A 21,150-nucleotide genomic window follows, 5' to 3' on the forward strand; every position below is an offset into this window, starting at 1 on the left:
TCATGCAGATCCAGAACAAGGTATTCCTCATCACCGGCGGCGGCTCCGGCCTCGGTGCGGCCACCGCGAAGCTGCTGGTGAGCGCCGGCGCCAAGGTGGTGCTGGCTGATGTCAACGCCGACGCCGGCGCCGCCCAGGCTGCCGAATTGGGCGAAGCCAACGCGCGCTTCATCCGCACTGATGTGTGCAGCGAGGCCGACGGCAAGGCCGCCGTTCAGCTTGCACTCGACACCTTTGGCGCGCTGCACGGCCTGGCCAACTGCGCCGGCGTGGCACCGGCGGAAAAAGTCATCGGCCGCAACGGCGTGCATGGGCTGGACAGCTTCACCCGCACCATCAACATTAACCTGATCGGCACCTTCAACATGCTGCGCCTGGCCGCCGAAGCCATGGCGCAGAACCAGCCGGATGCCGGCGGCGAGCGCGGCATCATCATCAACACCGCCTCGGTGGCGGCCTTCGACGGGCAGATCGGCCAGGCTGCGTACTCCGCCTCCAAGAGCGCGGTGGTTGGCATGACCCTGCCCATCGCCCGCGAACTGGCGCGTTCGGGCATCCGCGTGATGACCATTGCCCCTGGCATCTTCGAGACGCCGATGATGGCCGCCATGCCCCAGGAAGTGCGCGACTCCCTCGGCGCCAGCGTGCCGTTCCCGCCGCGCCTCGGTCGCCCGGACGAGTACGCCGCGCTGGCCCGCCACATCATCGAGAACAGCATGCTCAACGGCGAGGTGATCCGCCTCGACGGCGCCATCCGCATGGCCGCGAAGTGAGCAGGAGGAGAGAGTCATGAACGATCCCATCGTCATCGTCAGCGCCACCCGCACTCCCATGGGCGGCTTCCTCGGCGACTTCAAGGACGTCACCGCCGCCACCCTCGGCGCCGCCGCGATCCGCGCGGCCGTCGAGCGCGCCCGCCTGGGCGCCGAAGAAGTGGACGAAGCCGTCCTCGGCTGCGTGCTCGCTGCCGGCCAGGGCCAGGCGCCGGCACGCCAGGCGGTGCTCGGTGCCGGGCTCGCACGCGGCACGCCCTGCTCCACGGTGAACAAGATGTGCGGCTCGGGCATGAAAGCCGCGATGATGGCCCACGACGCCATCCTCGCCGGCAGTGCCCGCGTCGCCCTGGCCGGCGGCATGGAGAGCATGTCCAACGCGCCGTACCTGCTGGAGCGCGCCCGCAGCGGCTTCCGCATGGGCCACGGCAAGGTGCTCGACCACATGTTCCTCGACGGCCTCGAAGACGCCTACGACAAGGGCCGCCTGATGGGCACCTTTGCCGAGGACTGCGCCGAGAAATACGGCTTCACCCGCGAGCAGCAGGATGCCTACGCGATCACCTCGCTGACCCGCGCGCAGAAGGCCATGAGCGAAGGGCGCTTCAAGGACGAGATCGTCGCAGTGACGGTCAAGGCCGGCAAGGAGCTGCGCGCCATCAGCGAAGACGAGCAACCGCCGAAGGCCAGGCTGGACAAGATTCCGACCCTGAAGCCGGCCTTCCGCGAAGGCGGCACCGTGACGGCGGCCAATGCCAGCTCCATCTCCGACGGCGCCGCTGCGCTGGTGCTGATGCGCCTGTCCGAAGCCGAGAAACGTGGCCTGACGCCGCTGGCGGCGATCCGCGGGCATTCGTCCTATGCCGACGCACCGAACCTGTTCCCGACCGCCCCGGTGGGCGCGGTTGAACGCCTGATGCAACGCACTGGCTGGGCGATCGGCGACGTCGATCTGTTCGAGGTCAATGAAGCTTTCGCCGTGGTCGCCATGGCCGCCATGCGCGACCTGGACATCCCCCACGACAAGCTCAACGTCCACGGCGGCGCCTGCGCCCTTGGCCACCCCATCGGTGCCTCCGGCGCACGGGTGATCGTGACCCTGCTGTCGGCGCTCAAGCAGTACGACCTCAAGCGCGGCGTAGCCTCGGTGTGCATCGGTGGCGGCGAGGCCACGGCCATCGCGGTCGAGCGTCTGGCCTAAGGAGCGAGACATGATTCCCAGCGAAGAAGACATCCAGATCCGCGACGTTGCCCGTCAGTTTGCCCAGGAGCGGCTGAAACCCTTCGCCGCCGATTGGGACCGCGAGCATCGCTTCCCGGCTGAAGCCATCAAGGAAATGGCCGACCTCGGCTTCCTCGGCATGCTGGTGACGGAGCAGTGGGGCGGCGCGCAGACCGGCCACCTGGCCTACGCCATGGCGCTGGAAGAGATCGCCGCCGGCGACGGCGCCTGCTCGACCATCATGAGCGTGCACAATTCGGTGGGTTGCATGCCCATCGCCAAGTTCGGCAATGACGAGCAGAAGCGCCAGTTCCTCGTGCCCCTGGCACGAGGCGAGATGATTGGCGCCTTTGCGCTGACCGAACCGCAGGCCGGCTCCGACGCCAGTTTCCTCAAGACCCGCGCGCGCCGTGATGGCGATCATTACGTGTTGAACGGCAGCAAGCAGTTCATTACCTCCGGCAGCCATGCTGGCCTGGTGATCGTCTTCGCGGTCACCGACGCGGCGGCAGGCAAGAAGGGTATCAGCGCCTTCATCGTGCCCACCGACACGCCCGGCTACCGTGTGGTGCGCGTCGAGGACAAGCTTGGCCAGCACGCCTCTGACACCTGCCAGATCGCCTTCGACGACGTGCGTATCCCTGCCAGCTATCGGCTGGGCGAGGAAGGGCAGGGTTACGCCATTGCTCTGGCGAACCTGGAGGGTGGGCGCATCGGTATTGCTTCGCAGGCCGTCGGCATGGCCCGCGCCGCGTTCGAATACGCCCGCGACTACGCCCACGAGCGCGAGACCTTCGGCAAGCCGATCATCCAGCACCAGGCCGTGGCTTTCCGCCTGAGCGACATGGCCACCGAAATCGCCGTGGCGCGGCAGATGGTCCATCACGCCGCCAGCCTGCGCGAGGCCGGCTTGCCGTGCCTGACCGAAGCGTCCATGGCCAAGCTGTTCGCCTCGGAAATGGCCGAGCGCGTGTGCTCCGCGGCGATCCAGACCCTCGGCGGCTATGGCTATCTGCAGGACTACCCGGTTGAACGCATCTACCGCGACGTGCGCGTGTGCCAGATCTACGAGGGCACCAGCGACGTGCAGCGGCTGGTGATCGCGCGCAGCTTGTAAAGGGTTTGCCGGCAGACCCCGGCCTGTTCGTTGGACAGGCACTTCGGCAGTCCGGGGTCTGCGGGTGGCTTGTCAGGCGGGACGGATTGCTTTTCGTAGGAGCGAGCTTGCTCGCGAACAATGCTCACCGGCAATTTTGTGGCTGTTCGCGAGCAAGCTCGCTCCTACAAGGTTGGCCATGGCAAGTGGGCCAGGCGCAGGAAGGCGTGGAGCGCAGCGATACCCATCCACAGGCATCGCCTGAAACATCAGGCCCGCTCGGCAGCTTCGCGTGCTTCCCGCGCTGTCACCTGCTGGCACAGCTCGATGATCTGCTCGCGCATCCAGCGGTTGGCCGGGTCCTGGTCGGTGCTTTCGTGCCAGTACAGGTGGGTTTCCAGCTTGGGCACGTCATTCACCGGCAGGTCGACGAAATGCAGTCCGTGGTGGCGGGCGAAGCGCTCGGGCACGGTGACCACCATGTCGGTCTGCTGCACTACGGTCGAAGCCATCAGGTAGTGCTGCGAGCGCAGGGCGATCTTGCGCTGCAGGCCCATTTTGCCCAGCGACAGGTCGACATAGCCCAGGCCGCTGCGGCGGCTGGAAATCTGGATGTGTGCCACCGACAGGTATTCCTCCAGCGTCACCTTGTCCTTGGCCAGCGGGTGACCCTGACGCATGGCGCAGACGTAGCGGTCCTCCATCAGCTTGACGTGGCGTACCTGCGGGTCGGTATTCAGCGGAGCGTCGACGGCGAAGTCCAGGCGGCCGGCGGCCAGTTCCTTGGTGGTCTCGCGGCGCTTGGAGAGGAAGCTTTCGATGTGCACGTTGGGCGCCAGGCGACGCAGGCGCTGGAACAGCGGTGGCAGGACGATGGCCTCGGTGAGGTCGGTCATGCTGATGCGGTAGGTCTTGCTCGCCTGGGTCGGGGTGAAGGTGCGGCTTTCCTGTACCGAGACGCGCAGCAACTGCAGTGCGTTACGCACCGGCCCGATGATGTTCTGCGCCATGGGCGTGGGCACCATGCCTTGCGCGGTCCGCACGAACAACGGGTCGTTGAAGGTTTCACGCAGGCGGGCGAGGGCGTTGGAGACGGCGGGCTGGGTAATACCAACGATCTGTCCGGCGCGGGTCAGGTTGGCTTCGGTGTAGATCGCGTCGAAGACGATGAACAGGTTCAGATCGACCTTGCTGAGGTTCATTACCAGGGCTCCGCTTGTCATTGTTTTGGTCCGATCATACCCGAACCGGCGCTCAGGTCCATATAGGTTATGAATGTTCATTGATTCGGATAATAGGCTGGGTAAATGCACTTGGCTGTTCTAGCATCATCACCACACAAACAACCGCCGCCAGAAGGTTAGCCCCCATGGATTTCGCTTATTCCGCCAAGGTTCAGGACCTGCGTGAGCGCCTCACCGCGTTCATGGAAGCCAACGTCTATCCCGCCGAGAAGGTATTCGAGGAGCAAGTGGCTCAGGGCGACCGCTGGCAGCCCACGCAAATCATGGAAGACCTCAAGGTCAAGGCGAAAGCCGAAGGCCTGTGGAACCTGTTCCTGCCCGAGTCCGAACTGGGCGCCGGCCTGACCAACATGGAATACGCGCCGCTGGCCGAGATCATGGGCCGCTCGCTGATCGGCTCCGAGCCGTTCAACTGCGCCGCGCCAGACACTGGCAACATGGAAGTCCTGGTGCGCTACGGCAGCGAAGAGCACAAGCGCACCTGGCTGGAACCGCTGCTGCGCGGCGAGATCCGCTCCGCCTTTGCCATGACCGAGCCTGGCGTGGCTTCTTCGGATGCGACCAACATGGAAGCCAACGCGGTGCGTGACGGTGACGAGTGGGTCATCAATGGCCGCAAATGGTGGACCTCCGGCGCCTGCGACCCGCGCTGCAAGATCATGATCTTCATGGGCCTGACCAACCCGGACGCGCCGCGCCACCAGCAGCACTCGATGATCCTGGTGCCCACCGATGCCCCCGGCGTGAAGATCCTCCGTCCGCTGCCGGTATTCGGCTACGACGACGCCCCGCACGGCCACGCCGAAGTGCTGTTCGAGAACGTCCGCGTGCCCTACGAGAACGTGCTGCTAGGCGAAGGCCGCGGCTTCGAGATCGCCCAGGGCCGCCTCGGCCCAGGCCGTATCCACCACTGCATGCGCTCCATCGGCATGGCCGAGCGCGCGCTGGAACTGATGTGCAAGCGCTCCGTCAGCCGTACTGCCTTTGGCAAGCCGCTGGCCCGCCTGGGCGGCAACATCGACCACATTGCCAACTCGCGAATCGAGATCAACCAGGCTCGCCTGCTGACCCTCAATGCCGCGTACATGATGGATACCGCCGGCAACAAGATCGCCCAGAGCGAGATCGCCCAGATCAAGGTCGTGGCGCCCAACGTCGCCCTGCAGGTGATCGACCGCGCCATCCAGATGCACGGCGGCGCTGGTGTTTCCAACGATTTCCCGCTGGCGTACTGGTACGCCATGCAGCGCACCCTGCGCCTGGCCGACGGCCCGGACGAAGTGCACCGCGCGGCCATCGGCAAGTTCGAGATCGGCAAGTACGTACCGCGTGACGCGCTGCGCAGCAGCCGCTGATCGCAACCCGCAATGAATAAAAAAGGCCCGCATTCGCGGGCCTTTTTTATTGCAGGGGCGTGGTGCTTTTCGTAGGAGCGGACTCCGTCCGCGATGTGCATCAGTCCGGCTCCGAGCTGCCGGAAACCTATCGCGGACAAAGTCCGCTCCTACGCTCGCTGTCAGGCGCGGGTCGTGCGCGACTCACAAAGCACAAGGCCAGCTTGCGCTGGCCTTGTCGTTTCGTTCATGCCTCGGGTGAGGGTTCCGGCCTATCTATCCTGGCCTGCTGCTCCAGCCACCATTCTCGCCGGGTATGCAACTGTGCGGCAAAGGCGCGCGCAGCAGCTTCATGGGGGAAACGCAGCGCGCGACGACCGAGGCGGACCTGCCAATAGGCCCGGCCGCGAAACTCAACGGCTTCGATCCTCACCTCCAGCGCTTGCATGGATCCTCTCCTGGCTGACGATTTCCAGCGGTTCCTCGCCGGTTCTGCGGGTCTTGAGCAAGGATAGCAGTATGCCACCCGCCAAAAGGCCGAAGGTTACGCCAAGGGACAGGGCCGCGGGAACCTTGCCGATGAATCCGTGCAGGAAAATCTTCGTGCCGATGAAGACCAGGACCAGCGCCAGGGCGTACTTCAGGTAGACGAAGCGGTGGATCATCGCCGCCAGCGAGAAATACAGGGCGCGCAGGCCGAGGATGGCAAAGATGTTCGAGGTGTAGACGATGAACGGGTCCTGGGTGATGGCGAAGATCGCCGGCACGCTGTCCACGGCGAACACCAGGTCGGCGATTTCGATCAGGATCAGCGCCAGGAACAACGGGGTGGCGTAGCGCACCAGCTTGCCCGAGGCATCCGGCATCTTCACGAAGAAGTGATGCTCGTGGATGGTGTCAGTCATGCGGATGCGCTTGCGCAGGAACTTCAGCACCGGGTTATTGGCCAGGTCCGGCTCGTCGTCATGCTTGCTGAACAGCATCTTCACGCCGCTGAACAGCAGGAAGGCGCCGAACACGTACATGATCCACTCGAATTCCTTCACCAGCGCGGCGCCCAGGCCGATCATCAGCGCACGCATGACGATGGCGCCGAGGATGCCCCAGAACAGGACCTGGTGCTGGTAGCGGCGGGGGATGCCGAAGAAGCCGAAGATCATCGCCATGACGAACACGTTGTCCATCGATAGCGATTGTTCGACGAGGAAACCGGTGTAGTACTCCACCGCGCTGGTGGCGCCGAACTCGTACCAGACCCAGCCACCGAAGGCCAGGCCGCAGGCGAAGTAGCCGGCGGAAAGCATCAGGCTCTCGCGCACGCCGATCTCATGGTGATCGCGTTGCAGGACGCCCAGGTCGAGTACGAGCAGAAGAATCACGATGGCCAGGAAGGCCAGCCAGAACCAGGTGGCGGTTCCGAGGAATGGTTCGGTCAAAAAGGCGTGCAGAGCTGTCATTTGGCCCCTCCCTTAGTGTCGTTGTCGAAAAGTGACTCCGACATGGCGGTTGGCAACCGTCAGAGGGGCCCGGCGTCACTGGCGGGAAAATAGCAGAGCGGACGCCTCAGGCAAGCGATGGAACGTAACAAGTTCCTACATGACTTCGGGACTGAGGAATCAGCGTCTGAAGGAAAGTCTAGACGCTGATCCTCGGAAGGCTCGTAATTGGCCAGGCGATTCAGTAAACCCAGACCTCAACGCGGCGGTTCTTCACCCGTCCGTCGTTGTCGCTGTTGGCTGCCACCGGCAGGGCGTCGCCCATGCCGCTGATCTCGCGGAACATCACGCCTTCCTTTGCCAGCTCGCGGCGCACGGCCATGGCGCGCAACTTGGAGAGCAGCTCGGCGCGGGCCGGGTCCTGCTTCGGATCGCCAAATCCAACCAGCACTGCCTGCTTGTTCATCTTGCCGTTCTGCTGCAGGTAGGCGAGCAGGCGGTCGATGTCACGCTGTGCCTTGTTGTCCAGGGTGGCGCTGCCTTCGCGGAAGCGGAAGTTTACCGACAGGCGCTCGGCATCGCGCGCCAGGGCCTGGTAGTTCTCCGGCATGCTGGCACGCGGCGCCATCTTCACTGCCTGCACGCGCTGGCCGACGAAGCCGTTGGCGCTGACCAGCGCCTGGCCCTTGTCGCCCTGGGCGAATTGCAGCAGGGCGCGGGCCCAGCGGTTGGGCTCCTCGGGCTTCATGTAGAGGAACAGACGGCGCGACAGCGGATAGTCCTCGGTCGCGATCAGGGTGGTGGACGGCGCCATTGCCTGGGAGTCGCCGTCGGCAATGCGCAGTGCCTTGGCCTTCTGGATCGACGACAGCCCGACGAAGCCTATGCCTTGCGGGTCCTTGCTCACTTCGGTCGACAGCAGGTCGCTGGACTCGAACCGCTGCACGCCACTGGCCAGTGCCTTGCCGTGGCTGGCCAGCACCAGCTCCTTGAAGGTATCGAAGGTGCCGGAGTTGTCGTCGCGGGAATACAGTCGGATGGCGCCGCCGCGCCCGCCGATTTCTTCCCAGGTCTTCACCTCGCCGGAGAAGATTTTCGCCAGCGTATCGGTGGTCAGCTCATCCAGCGGGTTGGCCGCGTTGACGATGATTGCCAGGCCGTCGATGCCGATTACCTGTTCGGCCTTGGCGCTGCGCAGGTTGCCCGACGCCGACAGACCCGCAACCTCGGCATCCTTGATCGGGCGCGAGGCGGCGGCCAGCTCGGCGGTGTTGTCCTTCAGGGCGACGAAACCGGTGCTGGAACCGTGCGCGGCGAGGTCGATGATGGCCTCCTTGCCGTCGGCAGTGCGACCGATGATGTGCTGCTCGTTCTCCGTCTTGCCCGGCTTGGCGCTGACGTCGCTGTAGCCTTCGCTGACCAGCAGGCCCTTCACCAGCTCCGGCAGCAGGTGCGCGCCGATGGTATTGGAACCCTGGATGCGCAACACCGGCTCGCCGCCCTGGGACGAAGGCAGGGCGGCGAATGCCGACCAGGGGAATGCGTAGCAGATGAACGCGATAGTGAGCCAGGCGATGGTGACGGGCCAGGGTTGGGCATCGCTGGGGCTCGACTTGTACTGCATGGGTCAACTTCCATTTGAGGCATCGTTGGCGCGGCAGATTAAGTCGAAATCATTGCACCGATATGACGCTTCGCTGCAACGCGCGACTGTAGTCAATGTCGTCAGAAATTTCCGTCCAATTTCGGGATGTTTCTGATTTCTGGCTGCTTGGGGGCGTCGGTATACAGGGCGCTCCAGGTTGGCGTATGGGAGTGCAAGATGGACGAGATCATCGATTTCGCGTCGGTGCTGATGAAGCTGGTGATCATCCTGACGGTCATGCTGATGTCCTGCACCCTGGTCGTGCTGCCGGATACGGCCATGGCGCTGGCGGCGCCGATGCTGCTGCTCGACGTTCCGCTTTTTGTATTCAGCACTGCGCTGGATCTGAGGGGAGTTTTCCTTCCCCGGTCAGAAAACAGCGCTGGGATAAAACCTCTGTTTCAGAGCCGTCGCGGCTAAGTCGGGAAAACGCGCATGTTGCCTACAGCAACTGGGGGCTTGTAGGGCGCTAATAGGAAAAAATCCTCGGGTTCTTCAGGCAAGCCTGATAACACCGATTCCGTGACCAAGCGAAACTTGCGCAGTTTCGAATGGTCCCGACGGAAGAAAATCATGACCTCACCCCACAGTGCTCCCAGGCCAGCAATGGTCGGCACCGAGCATCACGTCAAACTGATTCCGCTCGCCGTCCACCGTCCTGCCGCCCTGTCCTGGGGGCGCCCCTGGCGCAAGCATTCACTGAACCTGCCTGCGCCCAGGGTCATGAGGTTCCAGGGCCTGCAACTGCCGATGCAACCGTTGCGCTCATGGCTGCACCTGCTATCCAGGGCGGGGATGCTGGGGCGGCCAGCGCCACTACCGTTTTCGCTCCAGCCTGACGAGGATATCGATGCCCCGGCGGATATCGCTGATCTTGGCTTCGAGCTGTCCGCGGATATGCTGCTGGACTTCGCTCAGTTCGCCCAGGCAGCGCGGCTGAAGAGCGAGGAGGAGGGCGCCGCAGGCGACGTCGCGGACGAGGAGACGATCCTGTCTGCCCGGAGAGCAGAACCTGCAGGCTCTTTCGCGGGTACCAGAGAGGACGAAATACCGCCGTTCGGCCCGGCGGAGCCTGAGTCGCTGTCGCTGGACTCCATCATTGATCAGGACTTCCCGGAATTGCATGCGTCGGCTCAGCCGCCTGACGCCATGCCATCGGTAGAACCTGCACCGCAGCAGACAGAGGTGCTAGCAGTCGAGACACCGGACGAGCCGGAGTCGCTGACGCCTGCCGAGCAATCCGTATCGGAAGTCGTTGAGCCGATCGCGGCACAACAGCTGGAAAACTCGTCGATTCGCGAGGCTGAGCAGCAAAGCGCACAGGAGGTCCGAGCGCTGTCCGAGGCGGAGGCGCTTGAAACCCAGGCAGCCATCTCATTGGAGGTGCTGGAAGCGCCGGGAGATATCGAGCAGCCCACACCAGTCGTGGGGCCGGCCGCCGAAACGAAAGTCGCGGGAACGATAGTCGTCACTGCGAGAGTGGCGCCGCGGGTGCCTGACGTCGTTGAGCCATCTGCGCCCGAGCCCCTGGAACACTGCGAGCCGGAGCGAGAGGAAGTACCGGAAGTGGTCGCAGCGGATGTTTCCACAGCGCTGGAGCCTGCCGAGGAGATCACCTCGGCAGTAGCAAACGATGCCGGGCTCGCGTTGGCTGAAGCACAGCACATCGTCGAGGAGCCACAGCCAGCAGTGCTCGACGTTGCCGAGCAAACGGCCCCGCCGACGACCGCGCAAGACATGCCGACAACGACAGAACTCGCTGAGCTGTCGGCCCGTGAGGTGCCGGAGGCTGCCATGCAGTGGGAGCTGGTAGAGCCCATCCAGCCGTCCGAGCGGATCGGCATCGCGGTCGAGGAGGCGGAGCTGCTTCCGAGCGAGCATCCCCCATCAGATGATCACGATGCCGATGAATGCTTCGAACCGATGATTTCGAGCCTGGCGGAGGCATTCGCTCTGCTGGCCGCCGCCGGTGGGCATGGCGAGCCTTGCGAAGAAATCCGGGTAGCGCAGTCGCACGACACCAACCTGTCGCCCGCAGAGCACGCAGTTGCCGCCCCGGAGGCGGCTGACAGCCCCCCTGAAACAGTGGCGCTTCAGGGAATATTGATCCAGAAGGAATCCGAAATGACCGAAATGCACGACGATGTAGTAGCCCAGGCCGATGTGCAGGAAAGCGCTATCCCGATCACCTCGGCTGAGTTGCAGGAAGTGGCGGCCACACTGAGCGTTCCCCATCTCGACGCTGACCCGGACGATGTCCTGTCCGATGTCCAGAACACCCTCAATTCGCTGGCCGGCATGGCGCAGGGTCTGACTCACCAGAAACAGGCGGCAGGTCGCTTGCAGGAAGAGCTGGAAGAGTGGAACAGCCAGCTTCAGGAACGTGAGCGTCTGACCGCCGACAAGGAAGAGCGTCTGCTGCAGATGGAGAGCCATCTCAAGCAGGCCAAGACCAACCTGGACCGCATGGCTGCCGAGAACAACCGCCTGCTGGCCGAGCGTAGTGAAGCGCTGAAGAACCTGGCTCACACGGTTGACCTGCGCGACAAAGCCACCGCCAAGCGTGCCGAGTCCATTCAACTTGAACAGCAGCGTATCGACGAGCAACTGGCGGCCCTGCGTAGCCGCGCCGGTGAGTTGGACGAGCGCGAAAGCGCCATCAAACGCAAGAGCGAGGAACTGACCGTGCGCCTCAAGCAGCTGCAAAGCGCCAAGGACAAGTTCAGTACCATCGTCAAGAGTTTCAACGAAACCGTGCAGTTCAACACCACCTTGTCCGCCATTTCCAAGACGGTGACTGAGTAAGCCCAACGGCCGATGCGTTCAACGGACGTATCGGCCGGCTTCATGCTTCGCAGAGTGGACCTCGCCGAGACATGGAATTGTCCGGTGGCGTCTATCTGTCCCGAACCAATTTTCACTCTGCAAACACCAGCGGGAATGCCGAGAAATCGGCTTGCAGGGCGAGAGCTAATTCGCCGATCTGTCTGGCAGACAGCAACACCGAGGCCTTAACAACAAGGAATAACATGGCCCGAATCGTACTTGTTGAACCCTCCCGGCGTGACTTCACGGCGCTGCGTCGATTCCTGCATACAAGCGGCCATCAGTGCGATCTGCATTTCAAGCTTGCGCGACAGGCGCTGACCCACTTGAAGGTCGGTGATTGCGAGCTTCTGATTGTGACGCTGGAACTGCCGGACATTCACGGGTTGGAGCTCGTCACGATGTTGCGGCGCGGTGGTCAGCTGAAATCCTCCACACCTGTACTGGTCTGCTCCAGTCTTGGCTCCTCGCTGAATATCCATCATGCCATCCGGACCGGGGTATCCGGTTTTCTGCGCGCGGACGATCGTCTGAGCCTGATCGGGAGAGCCGTGGATGCTGTACTGGCTGGCGGCACTATCTTTCCCGAACATCGCCGCGTGCCGGTCGGCGCTAACCCCAGGTTGGATTCCGCACTGGTCTTTCCGACCCACCTGATTGCCGTTCTGCATGGCTTGCGCAGGGGATGCTCCGTCGCTTCCCTGGCGGAGCATCTTTCGTTGTCAGGGGCAAGCATCGGACAGCACAAGCGTCAACTGATGCGCAAGCTCTCCGCCAATTCGCTGGATGACCTGTTTCGCATCAGCGAAGAGATCGGGCTCCTGTAGAGACGCGTGGCCCCTGAAGTGCCCTGCTCAATATTGCTCAATGGACGCCTTCTGCTGGGGCGCTCGATGGAATTCAGTGGCTCTTGCATAGTTTTCCTGCGGCCATGCAGGAATTCACTGACATTCAGCTGGGGGCCTCCTTGTAAGAATTCGACCTGCAACCTGCTTCGCGCTTTCAAATCCACGGAGTCGCGGGGCTAACCAATCACCTAACCATTGGCACGCTTCGGGACGCCGGGCGATGGGGGGTTGGCGTGAGGTCGATCACCCTCAGGGCAGGACGTTTCATGACATCAGATACGCATCAGTTCGAAGGGCAAGAGGATCATGGCGGGCTCGCCATGAATGCCTCGGGGCAATCCGAGCAGGCAACCATGTCTCTTGCAGTCGGCCAGATTGCCGAGCGAAGCAAGCCACTGTTCCGCTTCCCGAACGCCGTGTCGCTGCGTGCCAAAGGTTCGCCACGTCCTTCCCTGTCGACGGGGCATATTCCGAGCGAGGCGGAGGCAACCGCAGTGGAGAGCTCTGTCGACGAGAGCGGAACGGATGAGCCCGCCTGTACGGAGCCTTCAAAACAGTTCCAGTCGTTCTGCACGGACAGCGACCTGGCACAAGTCAGTGCGGTGCAGGGCGCGGAGCCACCGGCTCTGGAGGCCTTCGATCTATTGGAAAGAGACCTGGCCGAGCTGGCATCGGCTTGTTCCAGCATGGGGTCTGCCGCTGAACAGTCCCATGAATGCGCCGGCGCGGAGCGCGAATTGAGCGAGCCCCCGGCTCCGCTGAGCGCCGAGGCAGTTCTGCCGCAGATCAACTCGGTCGGCGCCCTCGATGTGATGGCGTCGGGCTTCGCAGTGGCCGGCAGTGCAGACCAATCGCTTTCTCCCCAGTCTGAATATTCCCACGAGGAACTCTCCACCATGAACGCACAAGCTCAACTCCAGCCTTCCGGGACCTCCTTCCAGTCCCCCGCCATGGAGACCGATGGTGTGCTGCTCGACGTACAGTCCACCCTCGACTCGCTGGCTGGCATGGCTCAGGGCCTGTCGCAGCAGAAGCTGGAAAACGTGAAGATGCGTGAGGCGCTCGAGGAACGTCGCCTGGCTACCGTTGAGCGTGAGCGCCAACTGGTCGAACGCGAAGACCGTCTGGCCCAGCTGGAGCAGCGTCTGCAGGATGAGAAGTACGAAATCGAGCGAATTGCCGAACAGAATGCCGCCGTGCTTGCCGAGCGCAGCAGTGCGCTGCAATCCCTGGCTGAAACCGTGGATAGCCGTGACCGCGCCACCAACAAGCGCGCCGAGGTTCTGAATCAGGAGCAGCAGAACATCGAGCGCCAACTGAGCCAGGTACGCGCCCGCACCCAGGAGCTGGACGAGCGTGAAGTCGGCCTGCAGCGGCAGGGGGCCGAGTTGGCCGATCGCTTCAAGCAACTGCTCGACGCCAAGGAGCGCTTCGGTGTCATCGTCAGGGGCTTCAACGAGACCGTACGCTTCAACACCACCTACAGTGCGATCAGCCAGTCGGTTGCCACTGGCGACGAAGCCTGACATGGCGGCCTTCTGCTGTCGGTTCGACGGCAACGGAGACGAAAAGAAAGCCCGGCACAGGCCGGGCTTTTCCATTCGCAGGTGTTACTTGAGTTGCAACCAGATCGGCGCGTGATCCGAGGGCTTTTCCATACCGCGGATGTCGTAGTCCACGCCGGTTTCGGCGATGCGCCCGCGCAGGGCCTCGGAGGCGAGGATCACGTCGATGCGCAGACCGCGCTTGGGGGTGTCCTCGAAGCCGCGGCTGCGGTAGTCGAACCAGCTGAAACGGTCGTCAACGCTCGGGTTCTGCAGGCGGAAGCTATCCACCAGGCCCCAGCCCTTGAGGCGGGCGAGCCATTCGCGTTCTTCCGGCAGGAAGCTGCACTTGCCGGTCTTCAGCCAGCGCTTGCGGTTCTCCTCGCCGATGCCGATGTCGCAGTCTTCCGGGGAGATATTGATGTCGCCCATCACGATCAGTTGTTGGTCGGGCTGGAAACGGGTTTCCAGCAGGTCCTGCAGGTCGGCGTAGAAGCGTTGCTTGGCGGGGAACTTCACCGGATGGTCGCGGCTTTCACCTTGCGGGAAGTAGCCGTTCATCACGGTAATGAGCTGGCCTTCGGCGTCCTTGAAGGTACCCCAGATGAAGCGCCGCTGGGATTCCTCGCCGTCGTTGGGGAAGCCGCGCTGCAGCTCCAGCGGTTCCTGGCGGGACAGCAGGGCGACCCCGTAGTGGCCTTTCTGCCCGTGGTAGTGCACGTGGTAGCCGAGGGCTTCGATCTCCTCGCGGGGGAACTGCTCGTCGGCGACCTTGGTTTCCTGCAGGCCGATCACGTCCGGCTGGTGGCGCTCGATGATCGCCTGGAGCTGGTGGGGACGTGCGCGCAAACCGTTGATATTGAAGGAGACGATTTTCATCCTGGGCGCCCTGGCAAAAGCACGATGCTAGCCCAGGTTGGCCGACCCTGGCGACCCCGGCTAGGCGCTGCTAGGGTTTTGTGGCTGGACTCATAACCATAAGAAGAACTCACACGAAGAGGCGTCCGCATGCCTGATACCCTCGCCGAAGTCCGTCTGCTGGACGGCAACTACAGCCGTGAAGTCCGCTCGCTGCTGTACCACGCCTACCGACACGAACCCACTTTCGCCTACCTGTTCGAGTCCGACCGCACCGGATTTGACCAGCGCGTGCGTGCGACCGTCCGCGAGCTGGTCAACCAGCACTTCCTCGAGGAGCTGCCGGCGATCGGCCTGCTGATCGACGACCGCCTGGTGGGGGTGGCGTTGGTGGTTCCGCCGCAACGTCGCCTGGACGTCACCGAGAGCTGGTTCTGGCGCATGCGCATGCTGCTCACCACCGGGTTGGGTTGCACCCGGCGCTACCTGGACTACCACGCGGCCGTGCTCGGCTGCCTGCCACCCGGGCCTTATCACATCCTGCCGCTGATCGGCGTGCACCCTGAGTTCCAGGGCAAGCACCTGGGCGAACAGTTGCTGGACGCGCTGCATGCCTGGTGCGCCGAGGACGGCGGTTCCCAGGGGCTGGTGCTGGATACGGGCAATGCGCGCTACCTGGAGTTCTACCGACGCCACGGTTACGAGGAGCTGGGCGAGGTGGCGCTGGGGCCGATCCGCGAGCATGTGCTGTTCCATCCCACCCATGGGCACGAGGCGGTGAAAGCGTCTGCGGGATAGCCGGCGCTGTGAATCCTCAGACACCTCCTACGGATTGAAGGAAGGCAATACGGGGAAAACCCGTGCTAGCATTTCGCGCCATGAGAGTTGTCCAAGGATTGCTTGGGCTGCTGCTGGTAATGGCCTTCTGCTTGCAGAGGGCCCTGGCGGCCGAAGCCCATCTCGACGTTCGTATCACCCCCGCCAACGCTGCGCTCAAGGCCAATATCGAGGCCTACTTGGGCAGCCTTGGCGAGCGTGATCAGGCGGCCCTGCAAAGATTCCGGCGCAACGCCGTAGAGCAGGCGCAGAAGGCCGCCCAGGCTTTGGGTTACTACCAGGCGCGCATCCGCGGACGGGTGACCGATGACAAGGTGCCCACGCTGCGGATCAATGTCCGACCCGGTGAGCCTATTCACTTGCGCAACGTGACTGTGCGCGTCGAAGGTCCCGCCGCCAAGCTCAAGAGCTTTCGGGTTCCCGGCGGTGATGCCCTGAAACCGGGCGCACAGCTCAATCACGGCGCCTATGAGGACGCCAAGCGGCTGATCCAGAACCAGGCGTCGCGCTTCGGTTTCTTCCGTGGGCAATTCACCCAGCAGCAGTTGCGCGTCGATCCCGAGGCCGGCGTAGCGGACATCGAACTGGTATACGCCAGTGGGCCGCGCTACCGCTTGGGCAAGGTCGACTTCGCCGGCGACTTCCCCTTCGACGAGGACCTGCTGCAGCGCATGGTGCCGTTCAAGGAAGGCGCTGACTACGACTCCGAGCAGATCGCCGATCTCAACCAGGCCTTGCAGTCCAGCGGCTACTTCGACGGCGTGCGGGTCGATGCCGCGCCGACCAATGCCGATGCCGAGGTGGTCCCGGTGCACGTTCACCTGGAGGCGCGCAAGCCGCGCACCATGGGCCTCGGACTGGGCTTCTCGACTGACGTGGGCCCCCGCGCCCGGGCCACCTGGACCCGTCACTGGGTCAATCCGCAGGGCCACAGCCTGGGCTTCGAGGCGGAGGTCTCCGCGCCCCGGCAGAACGTCGGCGCCTGGTACGAGATTCCGCTGGACCCGCCGCTCACCGACAAGCTGCGCTTCACCAGCGGCTACCAGTACGAAGACCTGGTGGACACCGAGAGCAAGCTGCTGACCCTTGGCGGTGAGTGGCACCACAAGCTCGACAGCGGCTGGCAGCGGGTGGTCTCGCTGAACTGGCAGCGCGAAGAGTACAAGCTGGGCGACGATTCGGGCCTGAGCAGCTTCCTGATGCCGGGCATCGGCTACTCGATCCTCGAAGCCGACAACAAGATCGACCCCGGCAAGGGCTACCGCCTGCAGTTCGAGGTGAAAGGTGCCAAGGAAGGACTGCTGGCGGATGCCGACGTTGCCCACATCAATGCCATGGCCAAGGGCGTGACCAGTTTCTGGGGTGGGCAGCGCTTGCTCGGACGTATCCAGGTCGGCGGCATCGCCACCAACGACTACAGCGCGATCCCACCGTCGCTGCGCTTCTTCGCCGGCGGCGACCAGAGTGTGCGTGGTTATGACTACCAGACGCTGTCGCCGAAGAACTCCGATGGTGACCGCATCGGTGGCCGCTACATGGTCGCCGGCAGCGTCGAGTACCAGTACCCCATCGCCGAGCGCTGGCGTGTTGCGGCCTTCGTCGACCAGGGCAATTCGTTCAACTCGCTGGACTTCCCCTCGATCAAGACCGGCGTCGGTATCGGTATCCGCTGGATTTCCCCGGTCGGCCCGCTGCGCCTGGACCTCGCCGACGGCCTGGACGAGGACGGCGGCATCCGCCTGCACTTCTCCATGGGGCCTGAACTATGAGTCGCGCCGGCTGGATGCGCACCCTGCGCTGGAGCTTGGGTGGCCTACTCGGGCTGATCCTGCTGTTGGTGATCGCCGTCGCGGCATTGACCGGCACGCCCGCCGGCAGCCGAGCGGTGCTGAGTTGGGTGCCGGGCCTGAGCGTCGATGCATTCGATGGCCGCCTTGCCGGTGGCTTCAGCGCCAAGCGCCTGGAATGGACCGACGGCGCCAGCCACCTGGTGCTCGATCAGCCGCAGATCGACTGGTCGCCTGCCTGCCTGCTGCGCATGACCCTGTGCCTGCACAAGGTCGTGGCCAAAGAAGTGCTGTTGACCCTGCCGCCGAGCGAACCGAGCGAATCGTCCGGCCCCATCGAACTGCCCGACCTGAGCCTGCCGCTGTCGCTGGAGCTGGGTGACATCCGCATCGGCCGCTTCCTGCTCGATGGCCAGGAGCAGCTGCGCGACGCCGAGTTGGCGGCGCATTGGGACCATGAAGGCTTGCACATCGACTCGGTGAAACTCGCGCGCGATGGTCTGGACTTGTCGCTCAAGGGCTTGCTGAAACCGACCCAGGGCTGGCCGCTGGAGGCGGAGGGCACTCTTGGGCTGCCGGCGCCGGGTGAGAAGCCCTGGACCTTGCAACTGCAGGCCAAGGGCGAGCTGATGGGGCACCTCAAATTGCAGGCGCAGAGCAGTGGTTACCTGAACGGCAACCTGGACGGCGACCTGCAGCCGCTGGCCGAGAACCTGCCGGCCACTGCACTGGTGACCGCCGACGGCTTCAAGGCGGATGCCTCGCTGCCCGACACCCTGACGCTGAACCAGCTGCGCCTGAATGCCAGCGGCAACCTCAAGGATGGTTACCAACTGGCCGGTGCCGCCGTGCTGCCTGCCGAGGAAAGTCCGGTGGTGCTGACCCTGAGCGGACGCGTCGATGCAGAGGGCGCAGACATCGCCGCGCTCGACCTGAGCGCCGCCAAGGACCAGCGCGTGGCGCTGACCGGCCGCCTCGACTGGAAGGACGCCTTCGCCGCCAACGCCCAGCTCGACTGGCTGGACTTCCCCTGGCGTCGCCTGTACCCGGCCATCGACGAGCCTCCGGTGAGCGTGCATACCTTCAAGGCCGAAGTGAGCTATAGCGACGGTGCTTACCTGGGCAACTTCGACGGTGCCTTCAAGGGGCCGGCCGGCGACTTCACTTTGGCCAGCCCGGTGTCGGGCAACCTCGCGGAAGTCTTCCTGCCGTCGCTGAAACTGGTGGCAGGGCAGGGCAAGGCCGAAGGACACCTGAAGGTCGGTTTCGCCGATGCGGTGACCTGGGATGCCGCCCTTGATCTGGCCGATCTCGATCCGGCCTACTGGCTCGAAGAAATGCCCGGCCGACTCGGCGGGCCGCTGCGCAGCAAGGGCTCGCTCAAGGGCGAGACGCTGAACCTCGACGCCAACCTCGACCTTCAGGGCCGTCTGCGCGGCCAGCCGGCCACCTTCAAGGCGAACGCCACGGCGGCGGGGCAGGCGTGGAAGGTCGATGGCCTGGCGTTGCAGCTGGGCGACAACCGCATCAGCGGGCAAGCTGCGCTGGACCAGCGGCTCTCCGGTCGGCTCGACATCGCCTTGAATCGCCTCGGCCAGTTGTGGCCGCAACTGTTCGGCCAGATCAGCGGCCGCCTTGATCTGGCTGGCACGTTGCAGGCACCGCAAGGGCAGCTGAAGCTCGACGGCCAGCGCGTCGTCTACGCCGACCAGGGCCTGCGCGCGCTGGATCTGACCGCCTCCCTGGATGGTGCCCAGCGTGGCCGGATAAACCTGACGGCCCAGGGGCTGCACAGCGGTGATACGGATTTCGGCGTGCTCAAACTGGACGGCAGCGGCGACCTCAAGCGCCAGCAGCTGGCGCTTAACCTGCAGGGCAAGCCGGTCGTGCTCGACCTCGGCCTGGACGGCGACTGGAACGGCAAGGATTGGCGCGGGCGCCTTGCCAGGGGGGAGATCCAGAGCGGTGGCCAGGACTGGCGCCTGCAACAGCCGGCGCGCCTGGAGCGCCTGGCGGACGGGCGCATCAACCTCGGCGCCCACTGCTGGGCTTCCGGACCCGCCAGCCTGTGCATGGAAGACCAGCGGTTGATGCCGGACCCGCGCCTGCGCATGCACCTGCGTGAGTTCCCGCTGGACAGCCTGGCTCGCTGGCTGCCCGAAGACTTCGCCTGGAAGGGCAAGCTCGACGGCGATGTGCAGCTCGATCTGCCCGCCAGCGGCCCCAACGGCTCCATCCTGATCAATGCCAACAACGGTACCCTGCGTATCAAGGAGCAGGAAGACTGGGTGGACTTCCCTTACCAGCGACTGCAACTGGAGAGCCGCCTGACGCCTCGTCGCATCGACACCAGCCTGCAGTTCCTCGGCGACAAACTCGGCAGCCTGCAGGCGCAGGTCCAGCTCGACCCGCGGCCGAAAGCCAAGCCGGTGAGCGGCACCTTCAGCCTCAACGGGCTGGACATTTCCGTGGCCCGGCCGTTCGCGCCCATGGTGGAAACCCTCAAGGGCCACCTCAATGGCAGCGGGCAGATTTCCGGTGGCCTGCTGGCGCCGCGGATAGACGGCGAACTGCGCCTGAACGACGGCGAAATCTCCGGCGGCGACCTGCCGACCCGTTTCGAGCAGTTGCAGGTCACCGCGCGTATCGCCGGCGAGCAGGTGGATCTGAGCGGTGACTGGAAGGCAGGAGAGAACGGCAATGGCAGCCTGTCCGGCCGCATCGCCTGGGCCAGCGGCCTGGATGTCGATGTGAAGCTGCGCGGCAGCCGCCTGCCGGTAACCGTCGAGCCTTACGCCAACCTCGAAGTCGAGCCGGATCTCACCGTGCAGATGGCGGGTGAAAGGCTCGCCGTTTCCGGTTCGGTGCAGGTGCCGCGTGGCGCCATCACCATCCGCCAGTTGCCGCCGTCCACGGTCAAGGTCTCCGACGACACCGTGATCGTCGGCGCGAAGCAGGAACCCAAAAGCGCCCTGGCGCTGAACATGGACATCGACGTCAAGGTCGGCAGTGACAAGCTGACCTTCAGTGGCTTCGGTCTGAATGCCGAGTTGGCCGGACAGGTGCACATCGGCGACAACATGGACACCCGTGGCGAGCTGCGCCTGAACAATGGCCGCTACCGTGCCTATGGCCAGAAGCTGACCATTCGCCGCGCCCGCCTGCTGTTCGCCGGGCCCATCGACCAACCGTTCCTCGATGTCGAGGCGGTCCGCAAGGTCGACGACGTGGTTGCCGGCCTTCGCCTGACCGGCAATGCCGAGCAGCCGCGCAGCGAGGTGTTCTCTGAGCCCGCCATGAGCCAGCAGCAGGCGCTGTCCTACCTGGTGCTGGGCCGGCCGATGTCCAGCGGCGAGGATAGCAACATGCTCGGTGAAGCCGCCTTGGCGCTCGGGCTCGCAGGCAGCGCACCGCTGACCGGCGAAGTGGCGCAGAAGCTGGGCATCCAGGACTTCCAGCTAGACACCGAGGGAACCGGCAACAGCACCAGCGTGGTCGCCAGCGGCCAGCTCTCCGACAAGCTCAGCCTGCGCTATGGGGTGGGCGTGTTCGAACCGGCCAACACCATCGCGCTGCGCTACCTGCTCAGCAAGAAGGTCTACCTGGAGGCTGCCAGCGGCCTGGCCAGCTCGCTGGACATCTTCTACAAACGCGATTTCTGAGTGCGATCGGCAGCGCTGACCCACGCTGCCGATTCGCT

The 21,150-nt window shown here is 64.3% G+C and carries 15 protein-coding genes; 11 read left to right on the forward strand and 4 right to left on the reverse strand.

Annotated elements, in window-relative coordinates:
- Positions 1-2: 2 nt before the first annotated feature.
- Genes ACNFH5_RS14405 through ACNFH5_RS14415 form a run of 3 tightly spaced genes read left to right on the forward strand, consistent with a single transcriptional unit; the run spans position 3 to position 3,112 of the window.
- Positions 3-773 carry a 3-hydroxyacyl-CoA dehydrogenase gene (locus tag ACNFH5_RS14405; protein WP_416746939.1) on the forward strand — a complete coding sequence of 257 codons (771 nt, stop codon included), beginning with the start codon at positions 3-5 and terminating at the stop codon, positions 771-773.
- Positions 774-789: 16 nt separating this feature from the next.
- On the forward strand, positions 790-1,974 hold the full coding sequence (locus tag ACNFH5_RS14410) for an acetyl-CoA C-acyltransferase (protein ID WP_416746941.1): 1,185 nt from the start codon (positions 790-792) through the stop codon (positions 1,972-1,974).
- 10 nt (positions 1,975-1,984) lie between these two features.
- The gene (locus ACNFH5_RS14415; RefSeq protein ID WP_416746943.1) at positions 1,985-3,112 is read left to right on the forward strand and encodes an acyl-CoA dehydrogenase family protein; all 1,128 of its coding nucleotides are present in this window, start codon (positions 1,985-1,987) and stop codon (positions 3,110-3,112) included.
- A 248-nt stretch (positions 3,113-3,360) separates the two neighbouring features.
- On the opposite strand, the gene ACNFH5_RS14420 is transcribed toward ACNFH5_RS14415, so the two are convergent.
- Positions 3,361-4,293 carry a LysR family transcriptional regulator gene (locus ACNFH5_RS14420; protein ID WP_017518016.1) on the reverse strand — a complete coding sequence of 311 codons (933 nt, stop codon included), beginning with the start codon at positions 4,291-4,293 and terminating at the stop codon, positions 3,361-3,363.
- Positions 4,294-4,460: 167 nt separating this feature from the next.
- Here ACNFH5_RS14420 and ACNFH5_RS14425 point away from each other — a divergent pair, with 167 nt between their 5' ends.
- Positions 4,461-5,690: an acyl-CoA dehydrogenase gene (locus tag ACNFH5_RS14425; RefSeq protein WP_416746945.1), complete on the forward strand. Its 1,230-nt coding sequence runs from the start codon at positions 4,461-4,463 to the stop codon at positions 5,688-5,690.
- A gap of 392 nt (positions 5,691-6,082) precedes the next feature.
- Here the strand turns inward: ACNFH5_RS14425 and ACNFH5_RS14430 are convergent, their stop codons facing one another.
- The gene (locus ACNFH5_RS14430; protein ID WP_416746947.1) at positions 6,083-7,126 is read right to left on the reverse strand and encodes a TerC family protein; all 1,044 of its coding nucleotides are present in this window, start codon (positions 7,124-7,126) and stop codon (positions 6,083-6,085) included.
- A 220-nt stretch (positions 7,127-7,346) separates the two neighbouring features.
- Positions 7,347-8,729 (reverse strand): substrate-binding domain-containing protein, encoded by a 1,383-nt coding sequence (locus ACNFH5_RS14435; protein WP_416746949.1) that lies wholly within the window; start codon positions 8,727-8,729, stop codon positions 7,347-7,349.
- Between the two features lie 198 nt (positions 8,730-8,927).
- On the opposite strand from ACNFH5_RS14435, the gene ACNFH5_RS14440 reads away from it, so the two are divergent.
- The 4 genes from ACNFH5_RS14440 (at position 8,928) to ACNFH5_RS14455 (ending at position 13,950) form a co-directional block, all read left to right on the forward strand.
- Positions 8,928-9,170 (forward strand): hypothetical protein, encoded by a 243-nt coding sequence (locus tag ACNFH5_RS14440; protein ID WP_416746951.1) that lies wholly within the window; start codon positions 8,928-8,930, stop codon positions 9,168-9,170.
- Between the two features lie 153 nt (positions 9,171-9,323).
- Positions 9,324-11,555 (forward strand): hypothetical protein, encoded by a 2,232-nt coding sequence (locus tag ACNFH5_RS14445; RefSeq protein WP_416746953.1) that lies wholly within the window; start codon positions 9,324-9,326, stop codon positions 11,553-11,555.
- A gap of 224 nt (positions 11,556-11,779) precedes the next feature.
- Positions 11,780-12,403, forward strand: coding sequence for a response regulator (locus tag ACNFH5_RS14450; RefSeq protein ID WP_416746955.1), 624 nt, complete (start codon positions 11,780-11,782; stop codon positions 12,401-12,403).
- A 254-nt stretch (positions 12,404-12,657) separates the two neighbouring features.
- Positions 12,658-13,950, forward strand: a complete 1,293-nt coding sequence (locus ACNFH5_RS14455) for a hypothetical protein (RefSeq protein WP_416746957.1) — start codon at positions 12,658-12,660, stop codon at positions 13,948-13,950.
- Between the two features lie 84 nt (positions 13,951-14,034).
- On the opposite strand, the gene xthA is transcribed toward ACNFH5_RS14455, so the two are convergent.
- Complete coding sequence (gene xthA, locus ACNFH5_RS14460; protein ID WP_416746959.1) at positions 14,035-14,847, reverse strand: exodeoxyribonuclease III; 813 nt, start codon at positions 14,845-14,847, stop codon at positions 14,035-14,037.
- A 129-nt stretch (positions 14,848-14,976) separates the two neighbouring features.
- Here xthA and ACNFH5_RS14465 point away from each other — a divergent pair, with 129 nt between their 5' ends.
- From ACNFH5_RS14465 to ACNFH5_RS14475, 3 genes are all read left to right on the forward strand, one after another.
- Positions 14,977-15,624, forward strand: a complete 648-nt coding sequence (locus ACNFH5_RS14465; protein WP_416746961.1) for a GNAT family N-acetyltransferase — start codon at positions 14,977-14,979, stop codon at positions 15,622-15,624.
- Between the two features lie 80 nt (positions 15,625-15,704).
- Entirely contained in the window at positions 15,705-17,432 is a 1,728-nt protein-coding gene (locus ACNFH5_RS14470; RefSeq protein ID WP_416746963.1) for an autotransporter assembly complex protein TamA, read from the forward strand.
- A 14-nt stretch (positions 17,433-17,446) separates the two neighbouring features.
- Entirely contained in the window at positions 17,447-21,112 is a 3,666-nt protein-coding gene (locus ACNFH5_RS14475) for a translocation/assembly module TamB domain-containing protein (protein ID WP_416747328.1), read from the forward strand.
- The last annotated feature ends 38 nt before the right edge of the window (positions 21,113-21,150 follow it).

This window comes from Pseudomonas sp. NY15435 (genome assembly GCF_048068295.1).
In the GTDB taxonomy this organism is placed as follows: Bacteria; Pseudomonadota; Gammaproteobacteria; order Pseudomonadales; family Pseudomonadaceae; genus Pseudomonas.